The organism is Neobacillus muris (assembly GCF_943193175.1).
GTDB lineage: Bacteria > Bacillota > Bacilli > Bacillales > Cytobacillaceae > Neobacillus > Neobacillus muris.
Genome location: NZ_CALPDF010000045.1, coordinates 1 through 15,337 on the forward strand (window position 1 = coordinate 1; position 15,337 = coordinate 15,337).

Consider the following 15,337-nt stretch of genomic DNA (forward strand, 5'->3'; position numbering starts at 1 on the left):
GACGTCTCTTTCAGATAATGAAAAGAAGAGTGTCGACTGAGTCAACACTCTACGCGACTGCCCGTCGCACAAAAAGCCAGGCAACAGCCTGGCTAGATCCTTATTCCACACCTAAAACAAATTCATCAATTCATTCACAGCCAGAACGATAAACAGCAAAATACTGACAGCCAGACCAACATTGGACCACTTCTGGCCACGATCAATAGCCCCCACGTACTTTTTCTTATTTAATAAATAGAGCAGCGTAATCGCCAGAAACGGCATAAAAATGGCACCCAATGCCCCGTAAGCAATAATCAACGCAACTGGCTTCCCGATAATATGCAAAAGCATCGGCGGGAACGTCAGCCATAAAACATAGAAGCGGTAAGCCTTCGACTTGCTCAACTCCTCATTCGGAATACGTTGATGGCGGACCGTCCGGATAAAATCAGCAAACAAATAAGGAACCCCATTCCAAACACCCAGAACCGAAGTAAACGAAGCCGCCCAAAATCCAACCAAAAACAAATACCGGACCGCTGGATGCAGCTCATTCCCCAAAATACCCGCAAAATCAACGAGCCCTTTTTCTCCGCTAATCGTGACATCCGTCCCAAACAATAGGCCCGCCCCTAAAACCAGCAAAGAAATTGTAAACAATGCCGTCACAAAATAGGCAACAGCCGAATCATAACGGACCGCCGAAAGAAACGACGAACCCTTCCATTTATTCTCCTCCAGCCAATACCCATAAGAAGCCATCGTCAACGAACCCCCGACACCGCCAATCAAACCGAGCGCATAAATCAACGAGCCCTTCGGAAGAGCCGGCACCGCGGTTCCCATCACATCCCCTAGCTGCGGGAGAACCAAAATAGCCGCTCCCACCACCGTAATAAACATAATTCCAATCAGGATATTCATCACATGCTCAAACCGCTTATACTGGCCAGACCAGACCAATACCAAGCCGAGAATCCCATGGATGATCGCCCACGCCGTTAAAGAAAGCTGAGGAAACAAGGCTGAGGCCGCCAGCGCGCAAGAAGCCGTGCCTGCTGCGCCATACACAAATCCCCAAATCACCGAATACACCCCAAAATAGCCAGTGGCCCATTTCCCCATCAGATGCCAGCCCTCTAAAATCGTTTTCCCGCTGATTAAATGCCAGCGGCCTACCCCTTCATTTAAAACGAACTTCAAAATGGCCCCAATCATAATCGCCCAAAGGAACACTAAACCATAATTGGTCCCTGCCACAAGGGCGGCAACCAAGTCACCAGCACCTACCCCTGTTGCGGCAACGATCAAGCCTGGTCCAATGATTGAAGTCTTTTTTACCCCAGCCGGCTGATCTAATGTTGTGTGAAGCTGTCTCTCCTCTTTCATCTTTTACCCCTCTCTCTGTTCAACAGGAAGCGTTTGCAATTATTTTAATATTATAATTATTATACTAACTGGCTATTATTTCAAGCAGCCAGCTTAAATAAACAAAATTTTCCCAATATGAAAAGAGCCAGACATCCGCCTGGCTCCAGCTATCCCATCTATTTTTGCGCCGTAATCGTCGCCAGCATGCTGTCTGCCTGCGAAACCTCGACGCCCTTGTAATAGTACTTCACGATTTCCTGATAGTTCTTGCCTTCCTCAGCCATCCCATTGGCGCCATATTGGCTCATGCCAACCCCGTGGCCGTTTCCCTTCGTGGCAATGACAATATTGCTGCCTTTCAGCTGCCACGAAAAGTCGGAGGACATTAAATCGAGCTTATCTCGGATTTCTTTGCCGGTTAACACTTTTCCATTGAAATCAACCTTGGCCACCCGTTTGCCGGCGGTGCGCTCGGTGATTTCGCCAATCTCGCCGTTCGAGCCAATTTTTACACCTAATCGTGTCTCAAACTCTTTCACCGTTATCACTTTTTGATTACTGAACTTGGGTGAATTTTTGTCCCATGGGCTGGAGACACTTCGTAAATAAGGGAAGCTCCCGGACCAGTAATCCTCGGAGTTTTCCGTATAGCCATTGCTCGTCGAAAAAAACAGGGCGTTGATAGGCTTGCCTTCATAGGTGATAATTTGTCCGCTGGTTGCCTGTACTGCCTCTACGATCTTCTTCTTTTTCCAATCATAATCCTTCCCCCATGCTTTCCGCTGTTCCGCATCATTCATGTAAACCTGATGGATTTGCGTATCGGTCACCTGCGAGCCTTCCGGTGCGCCCATGGTGTCTTTGTTCACCAATCGATTGACGATATAGGTTCTCGCGGTCAGCGCCTGGGCCTTCAGTGCCTCCGGATTGAAGTCCGCCGGCATCTCGGCTGCGACCACGCCAACCAAATAATCCTCCAGCTTCACTTTTTCAATTTGTTTCTGGGCGGAACGGAACACAGCTACCTCAAGTGCCGGGTCCGCGGATGCAGTGGGTGAAACCGCTGCTGGGGCCTTGTTCAGGTCCTCTCCAAGCTTTCCGCTCGCTTTGTGATCGGAGAACGGGATGACCAGAATGGCGGGAATCATCAACGTTAAGGCAATAACAAATGCAGCTGCTGCGATGAATGGGTTGAATTTTTTCATGAGTGTGCCTCCAGTATGTCATTTTACAGCCGGCTTTTGCTGCCGGTTGTCTGTCTCTTTAAAACATATGGAGGCGGACAAGCATTTATTACAGAAATTTTTTAAGGCCATTTTAAGCAAACAGCGGCATAATAAAATAAAAACAGGACCCGTTGCCAGGCCCCGCTGCTTTGGTTGTTGTATTCATTCTTTTGCTAAAAATTATGCATTCATGTCTGATACGAATTTAGGCATGCCGATGAAAAGTTCTTCATCTTGCTCCTTCACGCGCTCGATGTCGGCACCTAATCCCGCCAGCTTCTGGTGGAAGTTCACGTAGCCGCGGTCTAAGTGCTTGAGCTCCGTCACGCGTGTTACACCTTCAGCAACTAGCCCGGTTAAAATCAAGGCAGCCGCAGCGCGAAGATCCGTTGCTGAAACTTCAGCCCCCTGCAGGTTAGAAGGACCGTTTAGGATAACGGAACGCCCTTCGATTTTAATATCGGCATTCATGCGGCGGAATTCTTCCACATGCATGAAGCGATTTTCAAATACCGTTTCGGTAATCATCGATGTGCCTTGTGCTCGAAGCAATAAGGCCATCATCTGCGATTGCATATCAGTGGGGAAGCCTGGATGCGGCATCGTCTTGATATCAACTGCCTTCAAACGGTCCGGTCCAATGACACGGACGCCATCCTCTTCCTCAATAATTGTGACACCCATCTCCTCCATTTTGGCAATCAATGAAGAAAGATGCTCTGGAACGGCCCCGCGAACAAGGACATTTCCGCCTGTAATTGCAGCAGCCACCATGAAAGTACCTGCTTCAATCCGGTCCGGAATGATCGTATGCTCGACACCGAATAAGACATCCACACCTTCAATGCGAATCGTGCCGGTACCGGCTCCTTTTACTTTGCCGCCCATTTTATTCAAGAAATTGGCCAGGTCAACAATCTCTGGCTCTTTTGCAGCATTTTCTATGATCGTTGTTCCCTTTGCAAGAGAAGCCGCCATCATAATGTTTTCCGTTGCTCCAACACTTGGGAAATCCAAGTAGATTTTAGCTCCACGCAAGCGGCCGTCAACCTCCGCTTCGATAAAGCCATTTCCGACCTTGACCGTTGCACCCATGGCTTCAAAGCCCTTTAAATGCTGGTCGATCGGACGGGATCCAATCGCACAGCCGCCTGGGAGCGCTACTCGGGCACGGCCGTTTCTAGCTAATAATGATCCCATAACAAGTACTGACGCGCGCATTTTTCGAACATATTCGAACGGCGCTTCTTCACGTAACACTCTAGATGCATCAACAACAACGGTGTTATGATTAAAAGCTACGTCTGCGTTTAGGTAACGTAAGACTTCATTTATTGTGTATACATCGGAGAGTGTAGGTACATCATAAATTACACTTTTTCCATCACTTGCTAATAATGTTGCAGCGATAACAGGCAGGACGGCATTTTTTGCGCCTTCTACTTTAACCGTTCCTTGGAGCCTTTGTCCGCCGCGGACGATGATCTTTTCCAAGAGTATTCCCCTCCGCGTCCATTTTCTCTATATTAATATTCAATCGTTATGATAGGTGTGCCAACTACAACGGTAGTCTCTCCGCCCAATCCTTCGGAGCGTAAGCCAATTTGCAGGTTCATGTTACTTTTTTTCGTACCAATCGAGTCGGAAAACATCGGGGACGCGGCTGAAACAGACATGAACGTCTCCTCTTTTAACGCTTCGATTTCTGTTGCCTTAAATCCAGTGAGTAAATCCCCTGCTTTCTCTGCTAAAGCCCTATCCACAATCGTATCACTGTAAAACCCTTTCATACAAGAAAAAACTGTAGGATTTTCTCGAAATATGTCATTGTGCCTATTCTCAAATTCACTTGATTTGAAAAAGGCTTCGGAAGCCTTGTTCCACTGTTCTCCACTGACTCGATAAACAGTATACGCAGTAAGTGGTTGTTTTGTGTGGGTTGCCATGATTTGAAGCATTTCATTGTGGTGGTTCGAAGTTGGAGATACTGCTGTCAGTTCCCATGATTCGGCTGTGTTTTTCTCGGTCCATTGCCAATCAGGAAACTTTTTCTTAAGCGTTTCTGCGTATTCCTTCACATCGTCTTCACTTTTGAAGTCTGTCGCTTGTTCTCTTGCATAATATGTCCATTCCTGGAGCAAAATATTTTCGGCATCAAATACCTCACTTATTTTTGCTAAGTCCTGGGCATTTTTTTGAAAAAAAGACCTGCTGACGCTATCCGTTTTTTCTGCAAGAGGCTGTTCCAGACTGCTGCCTGCCTCAGTGGTTTTATTCCCAATAACAACCAAACAAAAACAAAACAAGATTATGGCATATAAATATGTCTCTCGGTTCTTTTTCATTGTCTCTTCTCCCCCTTACTACCATTGTTTCCAATGGAGCAGGGAGCATACTTGGGAATTGTCGTCACTTTTTGACAACCCCGGGACATTTTATGCCAACCTTGTTTATGTTTGAGCAAAGCTTCGGTTTTTAAATGATCTATGTTCGTTCGTGTTTCATTTTTGTGTTCATCACAGTTGTTAAATTTAGCACAAACTTGATTGTACTCAATTTTTCCCAAATTGGGAACATGTACGAGGAACTAAATTTTTTCCAATTGTATTTACTGCAATAGGAGTGGCAGCTGCTGCGACCATTGCAGGTAGTCTAGGAAAAAGTTACTAACACTTGATCCAATTACTATGGATAGCAATATATAGAGCATCCTTGCTTGAAATATATGGTTCGGGCGCAGCAGTTTGTCCAAACGGATCGCTTGCAGCGCCCACCAGGAAATCCCTATAAACAATAGATGCGAAAGAATGCTAATTAAGGCAATTTGTCCAAAGTCCTCCATACGCCCGTCTCCTTTTTGACTTGTGTCCATAACATTCTACCATACAGACGGATTACTCTTCGAAAAGTTTCGTGAATATTTATTTTCAGAAAATTAAAAGTGAAGTGTTCCGCGCTAATCAAGCAGATTCATTTCCTTCACTTTGATAACAGCCTCAACCCGGGTTTGAACGCCCAGCTTTTGAAACAGGCTGGTTAGGCTGTACTCCAAAGAACGCTGTCCCATGTATAGTACCTGGGCAATTTCCTTATTCGTCTTCCCCTTTACCAATTCCTTTACGATGGCTTGTTCCTTTTCAGTTAAGACGATCCTTTCCTGTGCCGGTTCTTTATGCTCCACATATCGGCCATTAAGATAGATTTCCTTTAACATAGCGAAGGGCAGTACCACTTCTTGATGAAGCGCACAGCGGATCGCTCTTATGAGTTTATCTCTGGTAGCTGTCTTTGAAATAAACCCGACAGCGCCCGATTCCATCAGCAAATCAAAATGGGTGATGATATCATACCCTGTATAAATAAGAATGTTTGCCTCAGGCACAATTTTAAGAACATGTTTTGCTAATTCAAACCCATCGATTTCCGGCATTTGCAGGTCAAAAATCATCACATCAAATTTCTGAGTCTTGACCCGCTCTATTGCCAGCTTACTGGATGTCTCAATTTGAACTTTCATGTCCGGTTCCTTCTCAATAATGAGTTTGGTTCCTTCGACCACTAGAGGATGGTCATCTACAAGCAGTATTTCAATCATTGAAATGCCTCCAATAATGGGATTGGCCGAGGCTGCTGACGATCTGCCGGTACGGTCACCAGCACATTCACACCTTTTCCTGGTAAGGAGTAAAGCTCCATATCGCCCCCGACACTATCTACCCGCTTTTTCATGCCAGACAATCCAATCTGTTCAAAAGAATAGTCTTGAGTATCCGGGTTAAAACCTACACCATTATCCTGATACATAAAATAAATCGTATCCTCCATGCTCGAAAGGGTAAATTCTACTTTAGTCGCATTGGAATGTTTTTGGGCGTTTGCCAGCAGCTCCTGTGCTACCCGGTACAGCGCAATAGTTCCTTCTTCGTTTGGAAGGAATTTCAAGCCCTCAAAATCAAATTCAATCATAAACGTTACTTGTTTCTCGGTATAACCGATCAAGCTTTCCATAGCTTTAATGATCCCCTGCTCATTTAAATAAGGCGGGCGCAGATGGTTACAGGTTACCCTGATTTGGTGTATGCCTTCTAATAGCCCAGCTTCTACCTGCCGAAGCTCCTGTGTTAATTCTTCCGGCAAAATCGAATCCATACAAAGTGATTGGATTTTACGATAATGGAAAATCAAATTTTGCAGGACAGAATCATGCAAATCTGCTGATAAGCGGATCCTTTCCTTCTCTGCCACATGAAACAGCAAGCGGAGCACCCATTTGGAAGCAGCGTTTCCATTGCTATAGTTTTCCAGTTCCTTCGCTAAATCCTCGATGGTAAAGAGATTTTCATATAAAACACTGATGTATCGGGAAATCGTTTGAAGCCAAATTCGATGCGGAGCCTGCAGCTGCGACTGAATTTGTCTATTTTCACTGCATAGCAGGATCATACGGTTATTCGGCTCGCCAATTTTCACGTAGGCGCCCCGTTCCGTCCATACTAATTCACCAATATCCGCAGAACGGAAATTTTTCAACATAATTTCATGGAATTCTTCCGAACCGCCTGTACTGCGATAAAAATTCAGCTGCTGATCCATTTCCATAATAAACGTATCTTCTATTTTAAAAACCTGAGCAATTTCCTCCATCAGCCGTTTTTCTAAATCGCTCGGTTCCATCACTTTAAATAGGTCCTTAGAAAAGTGATTAAAGCTCTCCTGCAGCATCCGATACCGCTCTTCGCTTTCTTCCAGCTGCTGCTGCTGCTTTCTCCGTTCCGATACATCCCGGCTTACCGTCAGAATCGCTGGTTTTCCGGAATAATTTATCCATTTGGCGGATAACTCCATCTGCATAGGATGGCCGTTACAGCTGGTGATGGTTATCTCCAGGTATTCATTCGTATTACGGTTAGCGAGGCCGGTGATTCGCGTTAAAAATTGGGCCCTATCCGGTTCCTGCATCGACTCAAGAAAGCATTTCCCGGTAAGGTCCTCCATATTCTTAACCCCCATCAGTTCAAATCCCCTGGCATTCAGATAGACCACTTCATTATCCTGAATAACGGAAATCACACTGGACGAAATCTCCACCAAGCTGCGGTACCGCTGTTCGCTATCCTTAATTTCATCCGCATATCGTTTCAGCTGTTCGTTCTTTCTCGTCAGCCGCCTGTCGATGGTTGAACAGGCTAAAAACAAACCATTAATCATAAAACAAATAAACAGAACCGTTGTCAGTTCCACTACATCGCCCTTTTGATAAAGGGAATCTGGTCTCACTTCATACCAATTAAACAAATGTCCCCCGACAAAATGGATTACCCAGATAGCGGCCGCAAGCAGGAATCCGCTGGCCATTTTTCGGATGGAGCCACCTCGTTCGGGCCGCTCCATTTTAACTGCGTCCAATAATGTTAAGGTGGCGGCGGATATGCTAATAAAAATCCCAGAGAACAGAAACACGTAAAGGGATCCGATATCTATAGAGGCCGCAATAGCCGAAAACGCCATGAGATGCATGAAAATCAGGCCGATTCCGATCATGCCGCCACCCAGGAACAAATTCTTTTTAGATTGGGCATCTAAATGAATCACTCCGATGCCAATGTAACTAAATACGGTCATAAAAATAATCGAACAGAGGATAATCCAATTATTAACTTGCAGGCTGAGACGGATATGGTAAGCAAACATCGCAATAAAATGGATGTTCCAAATTCCTAATCCCATCACAAATGAACTGCCCAGCGTCCACAGCTTTTTCGATTTGCCGTTCGTTTCTGCTGCCCTTTGAAGCAAATCATAGGTGACAAGCGACGAAAAGGCAGCCGTTAATATAGAGAGAATCACCAATAAAGGGTTTACTTCGATAAACGAATGATTCATTTTCTGTCTTCCTCCAAAAATTTGAAGTAGGTGATCGGCTTCATGAAAAAAAACCTCCTAGAGGAATTCTTTTTAAAAATTCATCCAGCAGGTTTATCCATGCATTACTTTCTTTTCATTATAATAGGATAACATAGAGCGAACCACTGTCAATATATGTCATTCCTTTTGCCGCTAATTATAAGAAGGAATCCAGCGAATATCCTTTAGCCTCAAACTTTCTTCTTAATCTAAGAATCGCCTGGGAGTGAATCTGCGAGATCCGCCCCTTTGTCAGATTCAAGACCTCTGCAATTTCCACTTGAGTAAGCCCCTCGTCATACATGAGAGATAACACCAGTTTTTCTTTTTCCGGCATCTTGTCAATCGATTCGGCCATTAAATGACGGAATTCCGTCATCTGTGACTCTCGATCTTGGGAGATGGATGACTCATCCTCAATCAAATCCAGCCGGCTTTGTTGATTCCCTTCCTCTTCATTGGCATTTATAGGCTCATTTAAGGAAAGCAGGGTGGAGAACGATAAAGCAGACAACGCCTGATCGACTTCGGTCATCGGCATATCCAAATACTTGCAGAGCTCCTCCTCCGATGGAGACCTCATCAGTATTTGCTCCAGCTCGCGAAAGGCTTGATTCAGTTTCTTCGCCTTGTCTCTTAATCCGCGCGGCACCCAATCCATCTGGCGGATTCCATCCAGCATCGCGCCCTTAATCCGCCACAAGCCGTAAGTCTCGAATTGATAACCCTTGGTATAATCAAACTTTTTAATAGCCTCCATTAGCCCTATGTAACCTAGCCCCATCAAGTCTTCCTTGGCAATGAGCCGCTGTGGAATGGTTACACTCATTCGGTTGGCCATTCTTTCAACTAAATACATATATTGTTTCACCAAATTTTCCAGGGAGACTGCATCACATTTTTCCTGATACATTCTCCATAGATATTCATGCGGAATGGATTCATCTTTGAATGCTGGTCTCAAGTGTTATCTCTCCTTGTGATCTGTTGTTTCAGACTAGATGGATTAGACTTTCCCCTGGTTAGATCGTTCCTGCAGGATCTTGCTGCTCCCTTTCGTTACCGGCCGGAACGCTGCCCTCCATCTGTTCAGGGATGGTCTTTGCCATTGATGGCGGCTCTTCCAGTGCAGGATTCATTTTTGGCAAAATTTGATTCAGAATAAATCGGACCACTAAGCCCAAGATAAAAAACAAGACGAACCCGATCACTGACCTAAATAGGGCCATCGCCCAAGTATTATGGAGCAGTGAGACAAAAAAACTGATGACAAACGCCGTAAATCCAAGCAGGATAGGAGTCTTCATTTTGTCCTCCCCCTTTTAAGACGATTTTCCGAACGATCGGATTTTTTCAAAGAAACCGCGGATTCCTGCCGGCGGTGCCGCTGTGACGGACACCTCATCCAGATCAGGAAGATAGGAATACACGATCTGCTTAATACTTTTGGATGCTGTGCTGTTGGGATAGGCGGCATAAAAGGGAGTCTGGGCCCGCACCGCTTGGCGGACATGACTGTCCTCCATGAGACTGCCTAACAGCTTTAATTCCAGCTTTAAAAAATTTCGGCATGTACTTTGCAAGACCTTGGCTGTCTCCGCTGCCTCGCGATAGTTTTGCGCCCTGTTAACGAGCAAACGAACGGCCGGTTTTTGGTCCGTGAATTGCAGGACCGTTTTGAGTACCGCATAGGAATCAGCCATCGATGTCGGTTCAGGTGTGGTCACCATGATGGTTTCATCCGATGCTAAAATAATATCCACCAATTCCTTTGAGACTCCTGCCCCTGTATCGATTAGGATAAAGTCGGTGCTCGATTGCAGCTCTTGGATTTGATTAGCAAAAAAAGCGGTCGTCTGATCATCCAGCTGCATCAGGTCATCGATTTCCAATCCGCCCGCGATATACTCAATTCCGGACGTACCGGTCTCTAATACATCCCAAATACCTTGCCTTTGGTGCAGTACATCTACCAAATTGTACCTTGGCGTAATTCCCATCAAAATATTGATATTAGCGGTTGACAGGTCTAAATCGAGGATAATAACCCGTTTCCCAGCCGCCTTTAACCCGAGCGCAAAATTTAGGGTGAAATTCGATTTCCCGACTCCGCCCTTGCCGCTGGTGATCGTAATCACACGAGAGGCCGCTGGCGGCTTGGCTGGAGATTTCGTTCCATTTAATTGATTCATATATTCACGCAGGCGTTGTGCTTGGTCCATGTCAGTTATCCTCTCCTGCAATTTTGCTGGCAAGCATGGCCGCATCTACGGTCATAATGTCTTCCGGAACACTTTGTCCATTGGTGATATAGGCAATTTCATACGGATACTTATAGGCAATATTGACAATGGAGCCGTAGCTGGATGTCTCGTCCCATTTGGTTAAAATTAACTTTTTGATCGGACTATCCAGAAAATCATCCAGCAAAACTTCCATATCCTCCCATTTGGTGGTCATACTGAGAACCAAATAATTATCACTCTGGAAGGAATGGTCAAGATACCCGTTAATCGACTCGCGATATTCCAATTCCTTGTAATTGCGCCCCGTTGTATCCATATAAATGAGATCGTAATGCTTCAGGTTTTCCAGCACCCTAATCAGTTCCTCAGGTGACCGGACCACCTCAAATGGCACATTTAATATTCCCGCATAGGTTTTTAACTGTTCCACTGCGGCAATTCGGTAAACGTCCGTCGTCACCATGGCAACCCGGCGTTTTTGCTTCAGCACCTGCTCTGTTGCCAGCTTGGCAATGGTGGTGGTCTTGCCGACACCCGTCGGTCCGATAATATTAATCATCCGTGTCCCTTCGCTGACTGTGTTTGTTTCCGGGATGCGCTGCTTTAGAATGTCCGTGATAATCGCCTTGATCTCGGTTTGAAGCAGCGCCTCATTTGGTTCCGCATCGAGGTCAACCTTCTTCATCAGGCGGTCGATAATATGCTCTCTGACCTCCTCATCCACCCCTTGTTTTTTCAAACGGTTTACCCATTTGGAGATTCCTTCAGGCAGAGGAGTGCCCCCGCGTTCATTCATCATGAGCGTCATCATCATCTTGCGCATCTGCTGCAATTCATCTAAGACCGCATCGTCCTTCGTGGGCAGACCTGCCGGTTGACTAGCTGATGCGGGCGGCGGTTCAGGCATATTACTTGCTTCCAAGGCTGGCGCACTCTCTAATGCTGCCTTCCCCATATCTAATGGTAAAAACTCACTGTCACTGCCTGCTGCAGCCAGTTCAGCAGCAGCAGCTGAAGAGATAGCTTCTTCTGGAGCTTCTTTGGCCGCCGGGGCTTCCGCGGGCTGCGCGTTTTGGGCGTAATAAGAATATAAATTTTGCGGTTTATGATGAAACCCAGAGCCTGTCCCCGTCTGATTGCCCCCCGGGGGATTCATTGGAGCTTTGGCTGAATCCTGTTGGACATTTGGGTGGCTGACAGGCGGCCTTACGGCTGGCTGATTTGCAGCTGGCTGCGTAACAGGTTTTGGCGGCTGAGGCGGCTGGATTTTTTTCCGCTCAATAATGTATTTCGGATGGGCCGGTTCTTCTTCTACCTCGACCGAATACGCCGTTACTTCATATTTTTGTGTGCCGAACAGGCCGAATAAGCCGCCTTTTTTGATGGTTTTTGTATTGACGATAATCGCATTGTCCCCTAATTGCTGGCGCACCTTTTTCAATGCTTGGGGCATGGAATCTGCTACGATTTTTTTCGTTTTCATATATTGACCACTCCTATGTTTTGGATCTCAATTTCAGGCTCGAGCTCCGTGTAGGCTAATACGGGCACCGTTGGCATCACTTTATCGACAAATTGTTTCAAGTACATCCGGATCGATGGCGAGGTCAAGAAGATCGGCTGACTGCCCGCCTGGATCACCCGTTCAATCTGGTCACGCAATTCGTCCGTAATCCTTCTCGATGTCTGCGGGTCCATCGATAAATAATGAACTCCTGTTTCCGTCTGCTGAATCGCATCTGATATCCCTTTTTCTAAGGTGGCACCAGCTGTTAACACATGAATGACCCCGCCCTCTGCATACTGTTCCGTAATCTGACGGGTTAGAGACTGGCGCACATATTCTGTCAGCACCCTTGGTTCCTTTGTATAAACGGCAAAATCAGCCAAGGTTTCAAAAATCGAGGCTAAATCACGGATAGAAATTTGTTCACGCAGCAAGTTCTGCAGCACCTTTTGAATATCTCCAATCGACAGCAGGCTCGGAACCAGCTCTTCGACCAGATTCGGATGGGTTTCCTTCAGGTTGTCGACTAATTCCTTTGTTTCTTCACGGCGCAGCAGCTCATGCGCATATCGCTTTAACACTTCTGTTAAATGAGTGGCAATAACCGAAGGAGGATCGACAATCATATATCCCAGCAGTTCAGCCCGTTGTTTCACCTCGGTGTTCACCCAAATTGCCGGCAAGCCGAAGGCCGGTTCGATGACTTGGATGCCCTCAATTCCATCGTCCTCGGCTCCTTGATTCATCGCAAGGAAATGGTCGAGATAGATTTCCCCAGCAGCTATTTTGGTGCCGCGGAATTTTAGCACATATTCATTGGGCTGAAGCTGGAGATTATCGCGAATCCGGATCGTGGGAATAACGAGCCCCAGTTCTAGTGCGAACTGGCGGCGAATCATCACAATCCGGTCCAAAATATCGCCGCCCTGGCTTTTATCAGCCAAAGGAATCAATCCATAGCCGATTTCCAATTCCAGCGTATCCAGCTGGAGCAAACCGACTACCTTTTCCGGACTGCTGATGCCTTCTTCTACCTTTTCCAGCTCCTCCTGCTCCTGATGCAGCTCTTCTTTTTTCCGTGACTGCTGCATCGAGTAAGCGCCGAACGCCAATGCCCCCGCTACTGGCACCGTCAGCACCAATCCAATCGGTGTCAATAATCCAAAAATTAAGATCGTCCCTGCGACAATATATAACAGTTTTGGATAGTTAAAAATTTGGTTCATGATATCGGAACCCAGGTTGCCGTCTGAGGCTGCGCGGGTTACGGTAATGCCCGTTGCTGTGGAAATCAGCAGTGCCGGCACCTGACTCACTAATCCATCACCGACAGACAATAATGTAAACGTACTGGCAGCTTCAGCAAAGCCCATGCCATGGATGACCATGCCGATGATAAATCCGCCGATGACATTAATGATTAGAATCACAATCCCGGCAATCGCATCCCCTTTGACGAATTTACTGGCACCGTCCATCGCTCCATAAAAGTCCGATTCCTGTTCAATCTTGCGGCGGCGGATCCGGGCTTCCTGCTCACTGATTAGTCCGGCATTCATATCCGCATCAATACTCATTTGCTTACCAGGCATCGCATCCAAGGTAAACCGCGCGGCGACTTCCGCCACCCGCTCTGAACCCTTTGTAATGACAATGAACTGGATCACCACGAGGATTAAGAACACGACAAAGCCGATGACAGGGTTGCCGCCAATCACGAAGGAACCAAATGTCTCAATGACATGTCCGCCGTCTGCTTTTGATAAAATCGACCGTGTTGTCGATACATTCAACGCCAGCCGGAATAGTGTCGTTAACAGCAATGCGGTTGGAAAAATTGAGAATTCCAATGGTTCTTTTGCATTCATCGCAACCAGCAAGATTAATAAAGACAAACTGATATTAAAAATTAATAGAAAGTCTAATAATAATGTCGGCATGGGTATGATCATCATGGCAACAATTAATATCACTAAGAGCAAAACGGAAATATCTTTTATCTTCATGCTTTCATCCCCTTATACCGGCCTTCCTGATAATAAACATAAGCCAATATCTCCCCGACAGCGTTAAACAGCTCCTCCGGGATCGTCTCGCCAATCTCCACAGCGGCAAACAACGCACGGGCCAGCGGACGATTTTCTACTGTAGCAATTTTGTTTTCTTTGGCAATTTCTTTTATTTTCAAGGCAACATGGTCTTTCCCTTTAGCAATTACCTCTGGGGCATCCATCGTTTCGTAGTCGTAACGGATCGCAACCGCAAAGTGCGTCGGGTTTGTGATGATGACATCGGCCTTTGGCACTTCCTGCATCATCCGGTTCATCGACATTTCCCGCTGTTTTGCCCGCCGCTTCCCTTTAATATGCGGGTCTCCTTCTGACTTCTTATATTCTTCTTTGATCTCGTCTTTTGACATGCGAAGTTTTTTCTCATGGTCAAACCGCTGATAAGCAAAATCCGCCGCCGCTACGACTATCAGACACGCAGCAATTGAGATTCCCACTTGAACCATCAGCGAACCAATCAAACTGGATGCTTCCCATAAGCTTTTTTGACCGATGGAAAATAACTCTGTTTTCCTTTTCCAGATGATGGAATAAGCAATTAGCGAGGTAATGGCAATTTTTAAGATTGATTTAATTAATTCCACAATCGCCCGCATCGAAAAAATTTGCTTCGCTCCCTGCAGCGGGTTCAGCTTTCCAAAGTTCATCTTTATCGACTCGAGATTGAACATGAAGCCAACTTGGATATAGTTAGCCGCAACACCTGCGGCCAACGTGACCCCCAGAATAGGAGCGACTAATTTGGCACTATCAACTACAAGCTGAGTAAACAGCACTTTTATATTGGCGGGAGTCATTTCCCATAATAAGTATTCTTGAAAACTATGACGATAAATGTTTAAACAGCCCTCTACTAAACTCTTGCCTCCAACCATAAAGAAGCCAAAAGCGAGCAGGAGGGTCAGGGAGGATGCGACTTCGGGACTTTTGGGAACCTGCCCCTTTTTTCTTGCTTCCCGGCGCTTTTGCGGCGTTGCTTTTTCCGTTTTTTCACCGGCAAACAGCTGAAGATCTAGTCGAAGCAGCATC

General features: G+C 46.1%; 13 protein-coding genes. All 13 read right to left on the minus strand.

The annotated features are described in order from the left end of the window. Positions 1–111: 111 nt before the first annotated feature. The 13 genes from NFS43_RS20545 to flhB all read right to left on the minus strand — a co-directional run bounded on the left by NFS43_RS20545 (position 112) and on the right by flhB (position 15,336). A complete protein-coding gene (locus NFS43_RS20545) occupies positions 112–1,374 on the minus strand; it encodes an Nramp family divalent metal transporter (RefSeq protein WP_251554668.1) in 1,263 nt (420 codons plus the stop codon). A 158-nt stretch (positions 1,375–1,532) separates the two neighbouring features. Continuing rightward, entirely contained in the window at positions 1,533–2,561 is a 1,029-nt protein-coding gene (spoIID, locus tag NFS43_RS20550) for a stage II sporulation protein D (protein WP_251554670.1), read from the minus strand. 201 nt (positions 2,562–2,762) lie between these two features. Then, positions 2,763–4,076: a UDP-N-acetylglucosamine 1-carboxyvinyltransferase gene (gene murA / locus NFS43_RS20555; protein WP_251554671.1), complete on the minus strand. Its 1,314-nt coding sequence runs from the start codon at positions 4,074–4,076 to the stop codon at positions 2,763–2,765. 32 nt (positions 4,077–4,108) lie between these two features. Beyond that, positions 4,109–4,927 carry a YwmB family TATA-box binding protein gene (locus tag NFS43_RS20560; protein WP_251554672.1) on the minus strand — a complete coding sequence of 273 codons (819 nt, stop codon included), beginning with the start codon at positions 4,925–4,927 and terminating at the stop codon, positions 4,109–4,111. A 263-nt stretch (positions 4,928–5,190) separates the two neighbouring features. After that, positions 5,191–5,424, minus strand: coding sequence for a DUF1146 family protein (locus tag NFS43_RS20565; protein ID WP_251554673.1), 234 nt, complete (start codon positions 5,422–5,424; stop codon positions 5,191–5,193). Between the two features lie 114 nt (positions 5,425–5,538). Then, entirely contained in the window at positions 5,539–6,177 is a 639-nt protein-coding gene (locus tag NFS43_RS20570) for a response regulator transcription factor (RefSeq protein ID WP_251554675.1), read from the minus strand. Beyond that, on the minus strand, positions 6,174–8,465 hold the full coding sequence (locus NFS43_RS20575; RefSeq protein ID WP_251554677.1) for a PAS domain S-box protein: 2,292 nt from the start codon (positions 8,463–8,465) through the stop codon (positions 6,174–6,176). Before NFS43_RS20575 ends, NFS43_RS20570 begins: the two co-directional genes overlap by 4 nt. 178 nt (positions 8,466–8,643) lie before the next feature. Next, entirely contained in the window at positions 8,644–9,450 is an 807-nt protein-coding gene (locus NFS43_RS20580; RefSeq protein ID WP_251554679.1) for a sigma-70 family RNA polymerase sigma factor, read from the minus strand. Positions 9,451–9,508: 58 nt separating this feature from the next. Continuing rightward, entirely contained in the window at positions 9,509–9,793 is a 285-nt protein-coding gene (locus tag NFS43_RS20585) for a hypothetical protein (protein WP_251554681.1), read from the minus strand. 15 nt (positions 9,794–9,808) lie between these two features. Next, complete coding sequence (locus tag NFS43_RS20590) at positions 9,809–10,708, minus strand: MinD/ParA family protein (RefSeq protein ID WP_251554682.1); 900 nt, start codon at positions 10,706–10,708, stop codon at positions 9,809–9,811. 1 nt (position 10,709) lies between these two features. Next, positions 10,710–12,215 carry a flagellar biosynthesis GTPase FlhF gene (gene flhF, locus NFS43_RS20595; protein ID WP_251554683.1) on the minus strand — a complete coding sequence of 502 codons (1,506 nt, stop codon included), beginning with the start codon at positions 12,213–12,215 and terminating at the stop codon, positions 10,710–10,712. Next, complete coding sequence (flhA, locus tag NFS43_RS20600; RefSeq protein WP_251554684.1) at positions 12,212–14,245, minus strand: flagellar biosynthesis protein FlhA; 2,034 nt, start codon at positions 14,243–14,245, stop codon at positions 12,212–12,214. The genes flhF and flhA overlap by 4 nt, the downstream gene beginning before the upstream one ends. Further along, on the minus strand, positions 14,242–15,336 hold the full coding sequence (gene flhB, locus NFS43_RS20605) for a flagellar biosynthesis protein FlhB (RefSeq protein WP_251554685.1): 1,095 nt from the start codon (positions 15,334–15,336) through the stop codon (positions 14,242–14,244). The genes flhA and flhB overlap by 4 nt, the downstream gene beginning before the upstream one ends. Position 15,337 lies beyond the last annotated feature (1 nt).

Bases quoted from the DNA above. Each gene is read 5' to 3' on its own strand.
- NFS43_RS20545 (WP_251554668.1), bottom strand. From the start codon at position 1,374: ATGAAAGAGGAGAGACAGCTTCACACAACATTAGATCAGCCGGCTGGG.
- spoIID (WP_251554670.1), bottom strand. From the start codon at position 2,561: ATGAAAAAATTCAACCCATTCATCGCAGCAGCTGCATTTGTTATTGCC.
- NFS43_RS20560 (WP_251554672.1), bottom strand. From the start codon at position 4,927: ATGAAAAAGAACCGAGAGACATATTTATATGCCATAATCTTGTTTTGT.
- NFS43_RS20565 (WP_251554673.1), bottom strand. From the start codon at position 5,424: ATGGAGGACTTTGGACAAATTGCCTTAATTAGCATTCTTTCGCATCTA.
- NFS43_RS20570 (WP_251554675.1), bottom strand. From the start codon at position 6,177: ATGATTGAAATACTGCTTGTAGATGACCATCCTCTAGTGGTCGAAGGA.
- NFS43_RS20575 (WP_251554677.1), bottom strand. From the start codon at position 8,465: ATGAATCATTCGTTTATCGAAGTAAACCCTTTATTGGTGATTCTCTCT.
- NFS43_RS20585 (WP_251554681.1), bottom strand. From the start codon at position 9,793: ATGAAGACTCCTATCCTGCTTGGATTTACGGCGTTTGTCATCAGTTTT.
- NFS43_RS20590 (WP_251554682.1), bottom strand. From the start codon at position 10,708: ATGGACCAAGCACAACGCCTGCGTGAATATATGAATCAATTAAATGGA.
- flhF (WP_251554683.1), bottom strand. From the start codon at position 12,215: ATGAAAACGAAAAAAATCGTAGCAGATTCCATGCCCCAAGCATTGAAA.
- flhA (WP_251554684.1), bottom strand. From the start codon at position 14,245: ATGAAGATAAAAGATATTTCCGTTTTGCTCTTAGTGATATTAATTGTT.
- flhB (WP_251554685.1), bottom strand. From the start codon at position 15,336: ATGCTGCTTCGACTAGATCTTCAGCTGTTTGCCGGTGAAAAAACGGAA.